At 67.0% G+C, this 16,701-nt stretch carries 20 protein-coding genes; 19 read left to right on the top strand and 1 reads right to left on the bottom strand.

Annotation, left to right across the window (positions count from 1 at the left end; all coding sequences use genetic code 11):
* From hisD to WAW85_RS15610, 19 genes are all read left to right on the top strand, one after another.
* A partial coding sequence (gene hisD / locus WAW85_RS15700; RefSeq protein WP_422560517.1) for a histidinol dehydrogenase occupies positions 1-814 on the top strand: 814 nt, incomplete at its 5' end.
* Positions 811-1,983 (top strand): histidinol-phosphate transaminase, encoded by a 1,173-nt coding sequence (locus WAW85_RS15695; protein WP_422560516.1) that lies wholly within the window; start codon positions 811-813, stop codon positions 1,981-1,983. The genes hisD and WAW85_RS15695, both read left to right, overlap by 4 nt.
* On the top strand, positions 1,976-2,620 hold the full coding sequence (gene hisB, locus WAW85_RS15690; protein ID WP_422560515.1) for an imidazoleglycerol-phosphate dehydratase HisB: 645 nt from the start codon (positions 1,976-1,978) through the stop codon (positions 2,618-2,620). The genes WAW85_RS15695 and hisB overlap by 8 nt, the downstream gene beginning before the upstream one ends.
* Positions 2,617-3,258, top strand: a complete 642-nt coding sequence (hisH, locus tag WAW85_RS15685) for an imidazole glycerol phosphate synthase subunit HisH (RefSeq protein ID WP_422560514.1) — start codon at positions 2,617-2,619, stop codon at positions 3,256-3,258. The genes hisB and hisH overlap by 4 nt, the downstream gene beginning before the upstream one ends.
* Complete coding sequence (locus WAW85_RS15680) at positions 3,255-3,533, top strand: hypothetical protein (protein WP_422560513.1); 279 nt, start codon at positions 3,255-3,257, stop codon at positions 3,531-3,533. Before hisH ends, WAW85_RS15680 begins: the two co-directional genes overlap by 4 nt.
* Positions 3,534-3,541: 8 nt before the next feature.
* A complete protein-coding gene (gene priA, locus WAW85_RS15675) occupies positions 3,542-4,294 on the top strand; it encodes a bifunctional 1-(5-phosphoribosyl)-5-((5-phosphoribosylamino)methylideneamino)imidazole-4-carboxamide isomerase/phosphoribosylanthranilate isomerase PriA (RefSeq protein ID WP_422560512.1) in 753 nt (250 codons plus the stop codon).
* On the top strand, positions 4,291-5,157 hold the full coding sequence (locus tag WAW85_RS15670) for an inositol monophosphatase family protein (RefSeq protein WP_422560511.1): 867 nt from the start codon (positions 4,291-4,293) through the stop codon (positions 5,155-5,157). The genes priA and WAW85_RS15670 overlap by 4 nt, the downstream gene beginning before the upstream one ends.
* Positions 5,154-5,939 carry an imidazole glycerol phosphate synthase subunit HisF gene (gene hisF, locus WAW85_RS15665; protein WP_422560510.1) on the top strand — a complete coding sequence of 262 codons (786 nt, stop codon included), beginning with the start codon at positions 5,154-5,156 and terminating at the stop codon, positions 5,937-5,939. The genes WAW85_RS15670 and hisF overlap by 4 nt, the downstream gene beginning before the upstream one ends.
* A gap of 15 nt (positions 5,940-5,954) precedes the next feature.
* Complete coding sequence (gene hisI, locus WAW85_RS15660; protein WP_422560521.1) at positions 5,955-6,314, top strand: phosphoribosyl-AMP cyclohydrolase; 360 nt, start codon at positions 5,955-5,957, stop codon at positions 6,312-6,314.
* Positions 6,315-6,330: 16 nt separating this feature from the next.
* Entirely contained in the window at positions 6,331-6,510 is a 180-nt protein-coding gene (locus WAW85_RS15655; protein ID WP_422560509.1) for a tautomerase family protein, read from the top strand.
* Entirely contained in the window at positions 6,507-8,048 is a 1,542-nt protein-coding gene (locus WAW85_RS15650; RefSeq protein WP_422560508.1) for an anthranilate synthase component I, read from the top strand. Before WAW85_RS15655 ends, WAW85_RS15650 begins: the two co-directional genes overlap by 4 nt.
* Positions 8,041-8,706, top strand: a complete 666-nt coding sequence (locus tag WAW85_RS15645; RefSeq protein WP_422560507.1) for a TIGR02234 family membrane protein — start codon at positions 8,041-8,043, stop codon at positions 8,704-8,706. Before WAW85_RS15650 ends, WAW85_RS15645 begins: the two co-directional genes overlap by 8 nt.
* A gap of 64 nt (positions 8,707-8,770) precedes the next feature.
* On the top strand, positions 8,771-9,589 hold the full coding sequence (gene trpC, locus WAW85_RS15640; RefSeq protein WP_422560520.1) for an indole-3-glycerol phosphate synthase TrpC: 819 nt from the start codon (positions 8,771-8,773) through the stop codon (positions 9,587-9,589).
* 2 nt (positions 9,590-9,591) lie between these two features.
* Positions 9,592-10,944, top strand: coding sequence for a tryptophan synthase subunit beta (gene trpB / locus WAW85_RS15635; protein WP_422560519.1), 1,353 nt, complete (start codon positions 9,592-9,594; stop codon positions 10,942-10,944).
* Positions 10,941-11,747, top strand: coding sequence for a tryptophan synthase subunit alpha (trpA, locus tag WAW85_RS15630; RefSeq protein ID WP_422560506.1), 807 nt, complete (start codon positions 10,941-10,943; stop codon positions 11,745-11,747). The genes trpB and trpA overlap by 4 nt, the downstream gene beginning before the upstream one ends.
* Before the next feature lie 51 nt (positions 11,748-11,798).
* Positions 11,799-13,142: a prolipoprotein diacylglyceryl transferase gene (lgt, locus tag WAW85_RS15625; protein ID WP_422560518.1), complete on the top strand. Its 1,344-nt coding sequence runs from the start codon at positions 11,799-11,801 to the stop codon at positions 13,140-13,142.
* A gap of 10 nt (positions 13,143-13,152) precedes the next feature.
* Positions 13,153-14,586 (top strand): pyruvate kinase, encoded by a 1,434-nt coding sequence (gene pyk, locus WAW85_RS15620; protein ID WP_422560505.1) that lies wholly within the window; start codon positions 13,153-13,155, stop codon positions 14,584-14,586.
* Positions 14,587-14,622: 36 nt separating this feature from the next.
* Positions 14,623-15,537, top strand: a complete 915-nt coding sequence (locus WAW85_RS15615; RefSeq protein ID WP_422560504.1) for an acyl-CoA thioesterase — start codon at positions 14,623-14,625, stop codon at positions 15,535-15,537.
* Entirely contained in the window at positions 15,534-16,004 is a 471-nt protein-coding gene (locus tag WAW85_RS15610; RefSeq protein ID WP_422560503.1) for a hypothetical protein, read from the top strand. The genes WAW85_RS15615 and WAW85_RS15610 overlap by 4 nt, the downstream gene beginning before the upstream one ends.
* Before the next feature lie 25 nt (positions 16,005-16,029).
* Here the strand turns inward: WAW85_RS15610 and WAW85_RS15605 are convergent.
* A partial coding sequence (locus WAW85_RS15605; RefSeq protein ID WP_422560502.1) for a CocE/NonD family hydrolase C-terminal non-catalytic domain-containing protein occupies positions 16,030-16,701 on the bottom strand: 672 nt, incomplete at its 5' end.

The following is a 16,701-nucleotide window of genomic DNA, read 5'->3' as shown; positions in this document are numbered from 1 at the left end:
GCTCGGCGTCGACGAAGTGTGGGCAGTCGGCGGCGCCCAGGGCATTGCGCTGCTGGCCTACGGCGGCACCGACACCCGACCCTGGGCGAGCGAAGCGACGGGGAACGTTACAGCCGATCTCGATCCGGTCGACCTGATCACCGGCCCCGGCAATATCTACGTCACCGCGGCCAAGCGCCTGGTGCGCGGTGCGGTCGGTATCGACTCCGAAGCCGGGCCCACCGAGATCGCCATCCTGGCCGACAGCTCGGCGAACCCGGCGCTGGTCGCCGCGGACATGGTGAGCCAGGCCGAACACGACGTGCTGGCCGCCTCCGTGCTGGTCACCGACAGCCCCGAGCTCGCCGACGCCGTCGACACGGCCATCACCGAACAGGCCGCGGCCACCAAGCACTCCGAGCGGGTCATCACCGCGCTGAGTGGCCGACAGTCGGGCGTCGTCCTGGTCGACGACATCGACGAGGGGCTGCGCGTCGTCGACGCCTACGCGGCCGAGCACCTGGAGATCATGACCCGCGATGCGGCCGCCGTGGCGGAGCGCGTTACCAACGCGGGCGCGATCTTCGTTGGTGACTACGCGCCGGTGAGCCTCGGCGACTACTGCGCTGGCTCCAACCACGTGCTGCCCACATCTGGCTCGGCGCGTTACGCCTCCGGGCTGTCAGTGCAGAGCTTCCTGCGCGGCGTGCACGTGATCGACTACGATCGCGAGGCCCTCGCCGGTGTCGCCGAGACGGTGGTCACGCTCGCTGCGGCCGAGGATCTGCCGGCGCACGGCGACGCCGTTCAGGTGCGATTCGGGGTGCGCTCATGACCCTTCGACAGGCTCAGGGAGTGGGCGAAGATTTGGGAGCGGGAGTGCCGGGGAGCGCGGCCACGCTTGCTGATCTGCCGATCCGCGACAGTCTGCGCGGGAAGAGCCCGTACGGCGCGCCGCAGCTGTCGGTGTCGGTGGTGCTCAACACCAACGAGAACCCGCACCCGCCGAGCCAAGCCTTGGTCGACGACATCGCTGCAGCTGTCGCTGACTGCGGAACCACCTTGCATCGCTACCCGGACCGGGACGCGACGGCGCTGCGGACCGACCTTGCCGACTACCTGACCGACGCGACCGGCACCCAACTCGCGGCCGAAAACCTGTGGGCCGCAAACGGTTCCAACGAGATTCTGCAGCAGATCCTGCAGGCGTTCGGTGGACCGGGCCGCACCGCGCTGGGGTTCACACCGTCGTATTCGATGCACCCGATTATCTCCGACGGCACCGAGACCACCTGGCTCGACGCTAAACGCGCCGCCGACTTCAGTCTGGACGTCGATTTCGCGGTCGAGGAGATCGCCGGGCAGCAGCCTGACGTCGTCTTCGTGACGTCGCCGAACAATCCGACCGGCGGTTCGGTCGAGCTGACCGATCTGCGCCGCATCCTGGAGATCGCCCCGGGCATCGTGATCGTCGACGAGGCCTACGGCGAGTTCTCCGACCGCCCCAGCGCGGTGCGCCTGATCGACGAGTATCCGGCGAAGCTCATCGTCTCGCGCACGATGAGCAAGGCGTTCGCCTTCGCCGGTGGCCGCCTCGGTTATCTGGCTGCCGCGCCGGCGATGATCGAGGCGCTGCTGCTGGTCCGGCTGCCCTACCACCTATCGGTGCTCACCCAGGCCGCGGCGCGCGTCGCGCTGCGGCACAGCAGCGAAACCCTCGCCGGGGTGGCCGCCATCGTGGCCGAGCGCCGACGGGTCACCAACGAACTGACCGTGATGGGCTACGACGTCGTTGCCTCGGACGCCAATTTCATCCTCTTCGGCGAGTTCCTTGACGCCGCGGCCAGCTGGCAGCGGTACCTTGACCACGGCGTCCTGATCCGAGACGTGGGTATCGACCATCGTTTGCGTGCGACGATAGGTCTGCCCGCCGAGAACGACGTCTTCCTCGATGTCAGCCGGACACTGGCTGGTACTGACCGAAAGGCCCCCGCTGATGAGTGAGAAGCTGATGAGGCGCACAGCGCGCGTTGAGCGCACCACGCGAGAATCCTCGATCGTGGTGGAGATCGACCTCGACGGCACCGGCGTCACCGACATATCCACCCGAGTGCCGTTCTTCGACCACATGTTGACCGCCTTCGGCGCACACGGCGGCTTCGACCTGACGGTGCGCGCCGTCGGCGATATCGAGATCGAGGCGCACCACACTGTCGAAGACACGATGATCGTGCTCGGTCAGGCGATCGCCGAGGCGCTGGGCGATAAGCGTGGCATCCGCCGGTTCGGCGACGCGTGGATCCCGATGGACGAGACCCTCGCGCAGGCGATCGTCGACGTCTCCGGTCGCCCGTACTGTGTCTTTACTGGCGAACCTGACCAGATGCTCACCACTGTCATCGGCGCCGGGTATTCCGGTGATAAAGGTCCGGTGACGTCGTACGCGACCGTGATAAACCAGCACGTCTGGGAATCGTTGGCCCTCAACGCGCGCATCGCGCTGCACGTACGCGTGCTGTACGGCCGCGACCCGCACCACATCACCGAGGCCGAGTTCAAGGCGGTGGCCCGCGCGCTGCGCGCCGCGGTCGAACCCGATCCGCGCATCACCGGAATCCCCTCCACCAAGGGCAGCCTGTGACCGGTCAGCGCACCGTCGTTCTCCTCGATTACGGCTCGGGCAACGTGCGTTCGGCCCAGCGTGCGCTGGAGCGGGCCGGAGCCCACGTCGAGGTGACCACCGACTTCGAGACCGCACTGCAAGCCGACGGATTGCTGGTGCCTGGTGTCGGCGCTTTCGATGCCTGCATGGATGGCCTGCGCGCGGTGCGCGGCGACCGAATCATTGGCCGACGACTCGCTGGCGGCCGCCCGGTCCTGGGTATCTGTGTCGGCATGCAGGTGCTGTTCGACGAGGGCATCGAATTCGGTGTGGAAGCGCAAGGCTGCGGCGAGTGGCCCGGTGCGGTGACGCGGCTACCCGCGCCGGTACTGCCGCATATGGGCTGGAACACCATCGACTTTCCGGACGATTCGACGATGTTCGCCGGGATCGACGCGGACGCGCGCTTCTACTTTGTGCACTCGTACGCCGCGCAAACGTGGGAATTGGACAACGTCGGCTCGCCGCTGACCGCGCCCAGGCTGGCGTGGACCGACTACGGCGCGCCGTTCCTGGCCGCCGTCGAGAACGGCCCACTGTGGGCGACCCAATTCCATCCGGAGAAGTCCGGCGATGTGGGCGCGGCCCTACTGCGTAACTGGGTGGCGACGCTGTGACCTCGCCGTCACACGCGCTGGCGGCCGAGAATTTCTCGTTCGGCCGCCTGATCGCCCGGGCTTTAGGCGCGGCGGCAGCCGTACTGCTGGCGGCGGTGCCGATCGTATGGCTCCTGGCTGCCGAACATCCAAGTGCGGCGCTCGGCGTCGCCATCGGCGCGGTGGTCCTCATGCTCGTCGCGATGGCCGTCGTCGCCCGCCGCGAACTGCGGCACGTGCAATACGAGATCGACCGACTCACACAGCAGCAACGTACCGACCAGGGAAAGCAGTGACCGCGCACATGGCCCGAATTCTTGAGCTCCTTCCGGCTGTCGACATTGTCGACGGTCAGGCGGTCCGACTGGTGCAGGGCGCCGCTGGCTCGGAGACGTCCTACGGGACGCCCCGCGATGCGGCGCTTGCCTGGGAACAGGGCGGTGCCCAGTGGATTCACATGGTCGATCTTGACGCCGCCTTTGGTCGCGGTGAGAACCGTGCGCTGATCGCGCAGGTGGCCGCCGAACTGAACGTGAAGCTGGAACTCTCCGGCGGTATCCGCGACGATGCCTCGCTGGCTGCCGTGTTGGCGACGGGCTGCACCCGCGTGAACCTGGGTACTGCCGCCATCGAGGATCCTGCGTGGTGCGCTCGCGCCATCGCCGAGCATGGCGACAAGATCGCTGTCGGGCTGGACGTGCTGCGCGATGAGGCCGGGGTTTACCGGGTCCGTGGCCGCGGCTGGGTGACCGAAGGCGGGGAGGTCTGGGACGTCCTCGACCGGTTGAACAACGATGGGTGTGCGCGCTACGTGGTCACTGATGTCAGCAAGGACGGCACGCTGACCGGCCCGAACCTGCAGCTACTGGAAGAGGTCGCTCGGCGCACCGACGCTCCGGTCGTCGCCTCCGGAGGAATCGCCGAACTCGGTGACCTGCTCGCTATCGCCGAACTCGTGCCGCTCGGTGTCGAGGGCGCGATCATCGGCAAGGCGCTCTACGCCGGACGCTTCACCTTGCCGCAGGCACTGGCCGCCGTCGCCGCAGCCGGGCAGTGACGAAGCTCCCCGGCGTGCACGATCTCGACCTTCCCGCTCTGCTGGCCATTGCCAGCGGGGTCCTCGACGAGTGCGTTGCGTCCTTCGTGCGCGGGGCGGGCGCGCCGAGCGCCGTCGCTAAGGGCGGTACCGACTTCGCCACCGAAATGGACCTCGCGCTGGAGCGGCGCATTGCCGCCGAACTGGCGCAGCGCACGGCGATTCCGGTGCACGGTGAGGAGTTCGGCGGCCCCGATCCGTCGGTCGGCGCCGTCTGGCTGGTGGACCCGATCGACGGCACTTTCAACTACTCGGTCGGTTTGCCGATGACAGCCATGCTGCTGGCCCTCGTCGTCGACGGCGTGCCGGTGATCGGTCTGACCTGGGTGCCACGGCTCGATCAGCGGTTCGCTGCGCACCATGGCGGGCCGCTGCTGGTCGACGGCGTCGCGGTCGCCGACGCGCCCCTCGGCCGCCGCCACAGTCTGCACTCGGCGGCGATCGGCTACTCGTCGTCGCGCGCGGATTCCCGCGGAATCTTTCCGGGCGCCGAACGGGCCTGGGCGCAGGATCAGATCGCGCGCCGGGATGCCCGAATCCGGATCCACGGGTGCACCGGCTTCGATATGGCCTATGTCGCGGCCGGGCACTTGTCCGGGGCCGTCTCGTACGGTCGCCACCCCTGGGATCATGCCGCGGGCGTCGCACTGGTGCGGGCCGCCGGGGGTGTGGCCACCGACATCTTTGGGCGTCCGTGGACGGTGCGCACGCCGTCGCTGGTGGCGGGAACACCCGGGGTGCACGCGGAGTTGTTGGAAGTGCTGGCCGGCGGGGACTGGCCCGAGCCGCGAACCCTGACCTACTCGGAAGAGGTAAACACATGAGCCTGGCAGTACGCGTGATCCCGTGTCTGGACGTCGATGGCGGACGGGTGGTCAAAGGCGTCAACTTCGCGAATCTGCGGGACGCCGGCGACCCGGTCGAGCTGGCCGCCCGGTACGACGCCGAGGGCGCCGACGAGCTGACTTTCCTGGATGTGACCGCGTCCAGTTCCGGTCGCGCCACCATGATCGACGTGGTGCGCGCGGCGGCCGACCAAATTTTCATCCCGCTCACCGTCGGCGGCGGGATCCGGACCGTCGACGACGTCGACACCATGCTGCGCGCCGGGGCCGACAAGGTGAGCGTGAACACTGCGGCCATCGCACGCCCGGAGGTGCTTGAGGAGATGAGTCGCCGGTTCGGCGCGCAGTGCATTGTCCTCTCAGTGGATGCGCGGACCGTGCCCCGTGGGGCCGATCCCACGCCGTCCGGCTGGGAGGTCACCACCCACGGTGGACGCACGGGGACCGGCCTTGATGCCGTGGAGTGGGCCCGCCGCGGAGAGGAACTCGGCGTGGGGGAGATCCTGCTGAACTCGATGGACGCCGACGGCACCAAATCCGGTTTCGATCTGCGGATGATCGAAGCCGTCCGCGCCGCCGTCTCGGTGCCGGTCATCGCCAGCGGGGGTGCGGGTCAGGTCGCCGACTTCCCGCCCGCCGTTGCCGCCGGCGCCGATGCGGTCCTGGCCGCATCGGTGTTCCACTTCGGTGAATTGACCATCGGTCAGGTGAAAGACGCGATGGCCGCGCAGGGCATTGTGGTCCGCACCGCGCACGACTAGATGGACAGGATTCCCATGGCCCTTCCCGACGAACTCACCGCCCGCCTCAAGCGGACCGACGATGGCCTCATCGCCGCCATCGCCCAGGAACGCAGCACCGGTCGGGTACTGATGCTGGCCTGGATGGACGACGAGGCGCTCGCGCGCACCCTCGCCACCCGCCGGGCCACCTACTATTCCCGTTCCCGCCAGCAATACTGGGTGAAGGGGGAGACCAGCGGTCATATCCAGTACGTGCACGACATCACCGTCGACTGCGACGGCGATACGCTGCTGTTGACGGTCGATCAGACCGGTGCCGCCTGCCACACCGGCAATCACAGCTGCTTCGACACCGCGCCGCTCGAGTTCGGCGTACCTGTCGAGACCGATTAGAGGAAGGACCGCCGCCGTGCCGCTCATCCAGATCTCTCAGACCCCGGGCCTGTCCGATCGGGTCAAGAACGAGACCATTGCCGCCGTGACCGAGGCCTACGCGCGCGCCACCGGCAAGAATCCGGACTCGGTGTGGGTGACCATCACCGAGATTCCGCGCACCCAGTGGGGCGTCGGCGGGGTTCCGCTCGGATGACCGGCCCGCACACCACCAGTCTCGCCGAGTTTCTGGATCTGGCCGCCGACCATCGCGTGGTGCCGGTGACCCGGAAGCTGCTGGCCGACTCCGAGACGCCGCTGTCGGCCTACCAGAAGCTGGCTGGCGACCGCGAGGGCACGTTTCTGCTGGAGTCCGCGCAGAACGGCCAGTCGTGGTCGCGCTGGAGCTTTATCGGCGCGGGTGCGCCGTCGGCGCTCACCGTCGTCGACGGTCAGACGCACTGGTGGGGCACCGTTCCGGAGGGGGCGCCCACCGACGGCGATCCGCTCGCCGCGCTCGCCGAATCGCTGCGCCTGCTGCATACCGATCCGCTGCCGGATATGCCGCCGCTGACCGGCGGGTTCGTCGGTTTCATGGCCTACGACTTTGTGCGCACCCTGGAACATCTGCCCGCGCACACCGTTGACGATTTGGGGCTGCCAGACATGTGCTGGCTACTCGTTGCCGATCTGGCCGCCGTCGACCACCACGAGGGCACCATCACTCTGATCGCCAACGCCATCAACTTCGACGGCAGCGCCGCGCGCGCCGAGCACGCCTACGCCGACGCGGTCGCTCGACTGGACGCGATGACTGCCGCGCTGGCCGCGCCAGCACCCTCGACGGTGTCGTCGTTCACCCAGCCCGAACCCGAGTACGTCAGCCAACGGTCGCTGGACGATTTCCGGCCGGTCGTGGACGGGCTGATTGAGGCCATCGAGGCCGGTGAAGCCTTTCAGGTGGTGCCGTCGATGCGTTTTGAGATAGCCACCGAGGCCGACCCGGTCGACGTGTACCGCATGCTACGGGCCTCGAATCCGAGCCCGTACATGTACCTGTTGCGGCTGCCTGGGGTCGGTGACGTCGGGGTGGGCGCGAAGCCGTTCAGCGTTGTGGGCTCGTCGCCGGAGGCCCTGGTCACCGTCACCGACGGACTGGCCACCACGCACCCGATCGCGGGCACCCGGTGGCGTGGAGCCACCGAGGAAGAAGATCTCCTGCTGGCTAAAGGGCTACTCGAAGACGAGAAGGAGAATGCCGAGCACCTGATGCTGGTGGATTTGGGCCGCAACGACCTCGGTCGCGTCTGCGAACCGGGCACGGTCCGCGTCACCGACTACCGGCGCGTCGAGCGGTACAGCCACGTAATGCACCTGGTCTCGACCGTATCCGGGCAGCTTCGCGAGAATCAGCGTGCCCTCGACGCCGTCACCGCCTGTTTCCCGGCCGGGACGTTGACCGGTGCGCCGAAGGTGCGGGCCATGGCGCTGATCGACGAGAACGAGATCACCCGCCGCGGACTGTATGGCGGCATCGTCGGATACCTGGACTTCGCTGGGGACGCCGACACCGCCATCGCCATCCGCACGGCGCTGATGACCGAAGGCACCGCTTTTGTGCAGGCCGGCGCCGGCGTGGTGGCTGACAGTGAAGCCGAGTACGAGTTCAACGAGGCCCGTAACAAAGCCATGGCGGTCCTCAAAGCCATTGCCGCGGCAGGCACTATGACCCCGGTAGGAGACAGCTGTGACTGAGGAATCCGCACCCAACCGCCGCCCGCGGGCCGTCGCGGCGCTTTTCTTGCTCGCCGCGGCGGGCCTGCTGTGGGGCGCTTCCCGGATGCGGTGGGCGCAGGTGTACACCGAAGACGGGCTCGGTGAGCCGCGAGTCTTCGATGTCGTAGGTTCGGACTGGAGTCCGTGGCTGCTGGCCGTCGCCCTGCTCTTCCTTGCCGCGTTGGCGGTGCAGTTCGTGTTGCACGGGATCGTCCTGCGTGTGGTGGCGATAGTGGTGGCCCTGGGCGCCATTTTGGTGGCCGTGCCCGCCATTTCGATGATGACCAGCGGTGCCAACAACCTGTACGCGGCCGAGACGATCGACCTGCCGGCCCGCTCGGATGTGATCGCCGTGACGACCTTCACCGGTGCCGGAGTGCTCGCCCTGCTGGCGGCCTTGTGCGCGGTGGTCGGCGCGGTGCTGATGTCCCGCTCGGCGTCCGGCGCCAGCAAGATGTCTTCGAAGTACACGTCGCCCGCGGCCCGGCGCGCCGACTTGGAGCGTCAGGTTTTCGCCGACCGGGATCGCGCACAGTCCGAGCGGGAATTCTGGGATGCTCTCGACCACGGGGTGGACCCCACGTCTGGACCGGACGGAGGAGACCCCGGGGACCGGGCTCCAAAGGGCAGTATCTAGTCTTGGAGCCATCCGCGCGACACGTATCGGACGAGTCGTCCGGGTGGAGAAAGGGGCCGGCTCAGTGAATGGCGGCACAGTGCTCGATTCGATCATCGAGGGCGTGAAGGCCGACGTTGCTGCGCGCGAAGCGGTCCTGGATCTGGCGGCGGTGAAAGAAGCGGCCACGCGGGCGCCCGAACCGCGCGACGCCACAGCGGCCCTGCTCCTTCCGGGCATTGGTGTCATTGCCGAAGTCAAACGGGCCAGTCCGTCGAAGGGCGAGCTCGCCAACATTGCCGATCCGGCCCAGTTGGCTCGCGTCTACGAAGAGGGCGGAGCGCGGATCGTCAGCGTGCTGACGGAGGAACGACGATTCCGGGGCAGTCTTGCCGATCTGGACGCTGTCCGGGCGGCCGTCGACATCCCTGTCCTGCGTAAGGACTTCATCGTCGGCCCCTACCAAATTCATGAAGCCCGGGCCCACGGTGCCGATGTGATCCTGCTGATCGTGGCCGCGCTCGAACAACAAGTGCTGGCCTCGTTGCTCGACCGCACCGAATCGCTCGGGATGACCGCGCTCGTCGAGGTGCACACCGAGTCCGAAGCCGACCGGGCCCTGGAAGCCGGGGCTACCGTCATCGGCGTCAACGCCCGCAACCTCAAGACCCTTCAAGTCGATCGCGACTGCTTCGCCCGCATTGCTCCGGGCCTGCCGTCCAAGATCATCAAAATCGCCGAGTCCGGGGTCCGCGGCCCAGCCGACTTACTGGCCTATGCCGGTGCTGGCGCCGACGCGGTGCTCGTCGGTGAAGGCCTGGTTACCAGCGGTGATCCCCGTCAAGCGGTCTCCGACCTGGTGACCGCGGGTACGCATCCGTCGTGCCCGAAACCCTCGCACTGATAGTGAGTGACGTGACCGAACAATCCGGCTCCGACCGTTTTCCGCAGGCCAGTGACGGCGTCGCGCAGCGCTCGCTGATCGGTCCCGACGAGTGGGGGCATTGGGGAGTGTTCGGCGGTCGGCATGTGCCCGAGGCGCTGATGGCGGTGATCGAGGAGGCGACCGCCACCTACGAGAAGCTGCGCACCGACAGCCAATTCTTCGCCGAACTAGACCAGTTGGCGCGCGACTACACCGGTCGGCCGTCGCCGCTGTACGAGGCCAAGCGGCTCACCGCAGAGGCAGGCGGCGCCCGGATCTTCCTCAAACGGGAGGACCTGAACCACACCGGATCGCACAAGATCAACAACGTCCTTGGTCAGGCGCTGCTCGCGCAGCGGATGGGGAAGACGCGGGTCATCGCCGAGACGGGCGCCGGTCAGCACGGGGTCGCAACTGCGACGGCGTGCGCGCTCCTCGGGCTCGATTGCGTGATCTACATGGGTCGCGTCGACACCGAACGGCAAGCGCTGAACGTTGCCCGGATGCGACTGCTCGGCGCCGACGTCGTCGCGGTGGAGACGGGCTCGGCGACCCTCAAGGATGCGATCAATGAGGCGCTGCGTGACTGGGTTGCCAACGCCGACACCACCTACTACTGCTTCGGTACCGCCGCCGGACCGCACCCGTTCCCGATGATGGTGCGCGATCTGCAGCGGATCATCGGGATGGAGGCGCGGGTGCAGATTCTGGACCAGGCTGGGCGACTGCCCGACGCGGTGGTCGCCTGTGTCGGCGGCGGATCCAATGCGATCGGCATCTTCCATCCGTTCCTCGACGACGACGGGGTGCGACTAGTCGGGTGCGAGGCCGCAGGCGATGGGGTGGAGACCGGCAGGCATGCGGCCACCTTCACCGGTGGAAGCCCGGGCGCCTTCCAAGGCGCCTACTCGTATCTGCTGCAGGACGAGGACGGGCAGACCATCGAATCGCATTCCATCTCGGCGGGACTGGACTATCCCGGGGTGGGCCCCGAGCACGCTTATCTGCGCGAGATCGGTCGCGCCGAGTACCGGCCGGTCACCGACGCGGAGGCTATGGAGTCACTCGCGTTGCTGTCCCGCCGCGAGGGCATCATCCCGGCGATAGAGTCGGCGCACGCGGTGGCCGGTGCCCTGACGTTGGGCCGAGAACTGGGGCCGGGCGCGATCATCGTCGTGTGCCTGTCCGGGCGCGGCGACAAGGATGTCGATACCGCCGCGCAATGGTTCGGATTGTTCGGTACACCGCCGTCGGAGTTCGAGTACGCGGCCCAGCAGAAAGCCGACCAGCAGCCGACCGCCCGGTCCGGGACCGACGAGGAGACCGGCGCATGAGCCGTATCAGTGCCCCCGCTTCCCGCTTGGGGCCGACGTTCGCTGCGTGTCGGGCCGAGGGGCGTGCCGCACTCATCGGCTACACCCCGGTCGGCTATCCGACGGTGCCCGAATCGCTGCGGACGATGCGGACGATGGTGGAGGCCGGCTGCGACATTATCGAGATCGGTATTCCGTACTCCGACCCGGTGATGGACGGTCCGACGGTCGCCCGGGCGGCGCAGACCGCCCTGGCTAACGGCAGCCGAGTCCGCGATGTCTTCGCCGCCGCCGAGACGGTGGCCGCTGCCGGTGCGCAACCGGTGGTGATGACCTACTGGAACCTGGTCCTGCGGTACGGCGTCGACGCCTTCGCGCGGGACTTGGCCGCGGCGGGCGGGGTCGGCGTGATCACGCCGAACCTGATTCCCGAGGAAGGTGCGCAGTGGCACGTCGCGTCCGCGGCGCATCACCTCGATCAGATCTATCTGGTCGCGCCGTCATCTACCCCGGAGCGGCTCGCGATGACCCTGGAACACTGTCGTGGGTTCGTCTACGCCGCCTCGACGATGGGGGTGACCGGCGCGCGGGACTCGGTGTCATCGATGGCGCCGGAACTCTGTGCCCGCGTCCGGGAGTGCTCTGATATCCCGATCGGTGTCGGTTTGGGTGTGCGTAGCGGTGCGCAGGCCGCCGAGATCGCCGAGTACGCCGACGGGGTGATCGTCGGTTCGGCGATCGTCTCGGCGGTCGCTGAGGGCCAGCGGGCGGTCGCGGCTTTGGTGAACGAACTCGCCGAGGGTGTCCGCGGCAACGCGCCCTAACCCTTCGACGAGCTCGGAGCGTGAGCGGCTAGGGTGACATGCGTGAGTGATATGACGCTTCTCGCGTACATTCCCAGCCCGGCCCAGGGGGTCTGGCATCTGGGGCCGTTCCCGTTGCGCGCCTATGCGCTGTGCATCATCGTTGGCATCGTCGTCGCCGTCTGGTGGGGTGATCGCCGCTGGCGGGCTCGCGGCGGCCAGCCGGGCGATGTGCTCGACGTTGCGCTGTTCGCGGTGCCTTTCGGGCTTGTCGGCGGTCGGATATACCACGTGCTCACCGACTGGACGACCTATTTTGGTGCCGACGGCAGGGGTCTGTCGGGGGCTATCGCGGTGTGGGATGGCGGTCTGGGCATCTGGGGTGCAGTGATCCTAGGCGCCGTCGGGGCCTGGATCGCCTGCCGGTTTTGGAAGGGCATCAAATTGCCCTCTTTCGGTGACGCCCTCGCACCGGCTGTTCTGCTGGCGCAGGCCATCGGCCGTCTCGGCAATTACTTCAACCAGGAGTTGTACGGCGGACAGACATCGGTGCCGTGGGGGTTGGAGCTGTTTTGGCGTGAGGACGGTCCGCGCCGAGGCATTGCGCTGCCGAACGGTGTCTCGACCGGTGAGGTCGCCTACGTGGTGCACCCCACCTTCCTGTACGAAATGTTGTGGAACATCCTGGTGGTGATCGCCCTGGTGCTCATCGACCGGCAGTTCCGCGTCGGTCACGGACGCCTCTTCGCCCTGTATGTGGCGGGCTACTGCCTGGGCCGCTTCGGCGTAGAAATGTTGCGCACCGATCCGGCAACCCACATTCTGGGGCTGCGGATCAACTTGTTCACCTCGGCGATATTGTTCCTGTGCGCCGCTCTGTACTTTGTGTTGGCGCCGCGCGGCCGGGAAACCGGTTTACAGATGTTTTGGCCGAAACGGGCGGAGGAACTCGCCGCCGAGGGGGTGCTTGGCTATGTGTCGCCGTCCCTCGACGACGATGACGTTCCGGATGTGCCAGTCAAGCAGCCGGATGAGCCAGTCACGGAGCCGGACGAGCCAGTCACGGAGCCGGACGACGAGGATGCCCAGTGGGCGCCCACCACGGTGTTCGATGCAGACCCGGTGATCGATGCAGACCCGGTGATCGATGCAGACCCGGTGATCGATACAGACCCGGTGATGGAGGAAGAGCCTACCGCGGAGGAGGCGACCGAGGAGCTGGCAGCGGATGCCGGTCTGGTCGTGACTGCCGACGCGGCGGCAGCCCCCGATGCAGGCGGCATCGAGATCCGCGAGGTGATTTCGGCGGATCCGGAGTCGACGATGATCGTGATCAAGGACGCGGGTTCGGTCCCGACCGTCGATGTGGGCGGCGACGACGATGCTGACCAAGAAGGTTCGGCCGGAAAGGACTAGCCTTAACCGGGTGACCCGTCGAACCAAGATCGTCTGCACCCTCGGCCCTGCGACCAACACTCTCGAGAACATCACCGAGTTGGTGGAGAGCGGCATGAACGTCGCTCGCATGAACTTCAGCCACGGTAAGCATGCGGACCATAAGGCAGTCTACGAGGCCGTGCGGAAGGCCTCCGAAATCACTGGGAAGCCCATCGGTATCCTGGCTGACCTGCAGGGACCGAAAATTAGGCTGGGTTGGTTCGAGGAGAACGGCCAACCGAACGGCATGGTGAACTGGAATGACGGCGAGGTCGTCCGGATCACCGTCGACGACGTCGTTGGCACGCATGACCGGGTCTCCACCACCTATAAGCAGCTCGCGGAGGATGCGCGGCCGGGCGACCGACTGTTGGTCGATGACGGCAAGGTTGGACTGACCGTCGAGGAGATTGACGGTAACGATGTTGTGTGTCGTGTCACCGAGGGCGGTCCGGTGAGCAATCACAAAGGTCTGTCCATGCCGGGCATGAACATCTCGGTTCCCGCGATGAGTGACAAAGACATTGCCGACCTCGAGTTCGCCTTGGATCTCGGCGTCGACCTGGTGGCGCTCTCGTTTGTGCGCAGCCCCGGCGACATCGAGTTGGTTCACGAGATCATGGATCGGGCCGGCCGTCGCGTGATGGTCGTGGCGAAGCTGGAGAAGCCGGAGGCCATCGAGAACCTTGAGGCGATCGTGCTGGCCTTCGACGCGATCATGGTCGCCCGCGGGGACCTCGGAGTGGAGATGCCGCTCGAACAGGTGCCGCTGGTGCAGAAACGGGCCATCCAGATCGCCCGCGAGAACGCTAAACCGGTGATTGTGGCCACCCAGATGCTCGATTCGATGATCGAGAATTCTCGGCCAACGCGCGCCGAAGCCTCGGACGTCGCCAACGCTGTGCTCGATGGTGCGGACGCGGTGATGTTGTCCGGCGAGACGTCAGTCGGTAAGTATCCGTTCGACACGGTGCGCACGATGAGTTCGATCGTCGTCGCTGCTGAAGAGAGCTCGCGGGAGGTGCCGCCGCTCAAGCATGTGCCGCGCACCCAGCGCGGTGTACTGACCTATGCCGCGCGCGATATCGGGGAGCGGCTGAATGTCGCCGCCATCGCCGCGTTCACCGAGACGGGCGACACCGCGCGCCGGATCGCCCGGCTGCATTCGCGGCTGCCGCTGCTGACGTTCACCACCGGTGAGCTCATTCGAAATCAGCTGACGCTGAGCTGGGGCGTGCACCCGTTCCTGGTGCCGAAGGTCGACTCTACCGATCTGATGATCGATCAGCTCGACGACTTCTGTGAGGAGCACGGCACGGTGGCGCACGGCAAGGTCGTCGTCGTCGTGGCCGGTGCGCCGCCCCAGGTTCCCGGCTCCACCAACTTGCTGCACCTTCATCGCATCGGCGAACAAGACCACTGACCGCGGCGGTCGGCGCCGGGCACTAGGGTTGATCCCATGACCCGGAACTTGAACGACCCGATGCATCCGCGTGCCGTGGAGACCGACGGTGGTGACCTCGACAAGCTGATCGAGCTGCTCGATATCGAGCAGGTGTCCGAGGATCTGTTCCTCGGCCAGCACCCGGATCAGAAGACGGCGCGGACCTTCGGTGGTCAGTTGCTGGGCCAGGGTGTGGTCGCTGCTGGCCGCACGCGCACGCGCGGGAACCCGCCGGTGCATGCGCTGCACGCGCACTTCATTCGTGGCGGCGACGTGAACAAGCCGATGGAGTACCACGTGCAACGGTTCCGCGACGGGAAGGCCTTCGCCAACCGCCAGGTGACCGCGATGCAAGACGGCGAAGAGATCTTCACCATGCTCGTCGCCTTCCAGGACAACAATGCAGGTCTCGAGCACGCCGTCGAAATTCCGCTGGTCCCGTACCCGGAAGAGCTGCCGCCGCTCGGTGAGCATTTCAAAGGCTACGAGGATCAGATCGCGCTGTTCGTCAACGCGCTGCACCCGATCGACATCCGGTTCGCCAACGATCCGACCTGGAAGATGAAAGACGCGGGGGAGACCCTCACTCACAATCGGGTCTGGATGAAGGCCGACGGGCAGCTGCCCGACGATCAGCTGCTGCACGTGGCCGCGATGGCGTATGCCTCAGATACCACTGTGCTTGATTCGATCATCACCACGCACGGGTTGTCGTGGGGCATGGACCGGTTGTTTGCCGCCACCGTCAACCACTCGATGTGGTTCCATCGCGCGTTCCGCTTCGACGAGTGGATGCTGTACGCCACCGAATCGCCGGCGGCCGCCGGTTCGCGCGGCATCGGGTCGGGCAGGTTCTTCATGCGGGACGGCACCCTCGCGGCGTCCGTTGTGCAAGAAGCGCTGATCAAATACTTCCCGCCGCGTTCATGAGCAGCCTGGAGCCGCCGCGCGTACAGTACTTCCAGCCGCGGGGTCCATTTCTGCCGCCGGTCCGATGGCGGCAGCATGATCACCGATGGGTGTGGGTGGTGAGCGTGCTGGCGGCGCTCCTGCTCGCCGGTCTGGCCACCGCGGCGCTGCTCGCCGGTGTCGTGTCCAGCTCCCGTTTCACAGCCCACGGCGCCTTGCAGGTCGATTGCACCACTCGGCAGGCGATCACCGGTCAGCCGGTGGGCCTCGGTGCGCCGGTGCGCATCTACCAGGTCCGTTCCGGCGAGATCGTCGCCTCCACCGAATTCGACCGCTTCGAGGACCTCGACGCCGAGGCGTGCTTCGCGTCGTTCCAGGTCGGCGATGTCCCGGTGGCCGACGGCGGCTACCTGATTCGGATCGGTGACCTGCCAGCCCGGCTCGTTTCCAAAGAAGCATTGGAGCAGGGCGTCGTGTTCAACGGCTGACGCCCTGCTCCGGTGCTTCGACTGGTCAGCGCAGCGGGCGGTTGACCGGGACGGAAATCCAGCTCGGGTTCTTCGGGTCGATCTCGATGAACTGTGGTCCGAATCGGCTGGCCCACATCTCCGGGCCGAGCGGCACCGACTTGGGGGCGTTCAGCGAGTAGATGTCAATCCGCAGCCGGTCCCCGGGCTGCAGTGCCGCCTGGGTGGGGCTCATCGGAATGTCGACTCCCAGCGTCTGCCCCGGCTTGACCGGGTGGTAGTTGTCCAGGGACAGGAACAGGAACGGGTCGATGAGGTCGCCGTTGGCGGCGAACTGGCTCCGGGACTTGTCGACGGCGCGCAACGAGACCACCAATTGGCCCATCGAGACCACGGTGGACCGTCCGTCCGGTTTGACGACGTTGATGGTCGCGTGCCAGTAGCCGTCGGTAGCGGCGAGCCGCTGCATCAGGTGCACGCCGGTCCACCCGGAGATCCGCGTGTGCTGCTTCACCGGCGCGGTGGTGAACGTCTGCGCGGCGACTTCGGCGATCCGGTTGTCCCGGCCGCAGAAATCGAAGATCGCGGTCACTCCGGCGGCGCCTTGTGCTCCGTCGCGTCCGCACAGATTGCTCAGACCGGGCTGCACCACACGGGTGGCGCGGGAGCCCGGCTTCACCGATGCGAGGGAGCCGTCGCCGGCGACGGGGGTGTGTAC

This window comes from Gordonia sp. (in: high G+C Gram-positive bacteria) (assembly GCF_049299075.1).
Lineage (GTDB): Bacteria > Actinomycetota > Actinomycetes > Mycobacteriales > Mycobacteriaceae > Gordonia.
This window is presented reverse-complemented; position numbering and strand designations above follow the sequence as displayed.

What these genes read in the sequence shown, in the direction of transcription:
- WAW85_RS15695 (WP_422560516.1), top strand. Translation starts at nt 811, where the DNA reads ATGACCCTTCGACAGGCTCAGGGAGTGGGCGAAGATTTGGGAGCGGGA.
- hisB (WP_422560515.1), top strand. Translation starts at nt 1,976, where the DNA reads ATGAGTGAGAAGCTGATGAGGCGCACAGCGCGCGTTGAGCGCACCACG.
- priA (WP_422560512.1), top strand. Translation starts at nt 3,542, where the DNA reads ATGGCCCGAATTCTTGAGCTCCTTCCGGCTGTCGACATTGTCGACGGT.
- hisF (WP_422560510.1), top strand. Translation starts at nt 5,154, where the DNA reads ATGAGCCTGGCAGTACGCGTGATCCCGTGTCTGGACGTCGATGGCGGA.
- hisI (WP_422560521.1), top strand. Translation starts at nt 5,955, where the DNA reads ATGGCCCTTCCCGACGAACTCACCGCCCGCCTCAAGCGGACCGACGAT.
- WAW85_RS15650 (WP_422560508.1), top strand. Translation starts at nt 6,507, where the DNA reads ATGACCGGCCCGCACACCACCAGTCTCGCCGAGTTTCTGGATCTGGCC.
- trpA (WP_422560506.1), top strand. Translation starts at nt 10,941, where the DNA reads ATGAGCCGTATCAGTGCCCCCGCTTCCCGCTTGGGGCCGACGTTCGCT.
- lgt (WP_422560518.1), top strand. Translation starts at nt 11,799, where the DNA reads ATGACGCTTCTCGCGTACATTCCCAGCCCGGCCCAGGGGGTCTGGCAT.
- WAW85_RS15615 (WP_422560504.1), top strand. Translation starts at nt 14,623, where the DNA reads ATGACCCGGAACTTGAACGACCCGATGCATCCGCGTGCCGTGGAGACC.
- WAW85_RS15610 (WP_422560503.1), top strand. Translation starts at nt 15,534, where the DNA reads ATGAGCAGCCTGGAGCCGCCGCGCGTACAGTACTTCCAGCCGCGGGGT.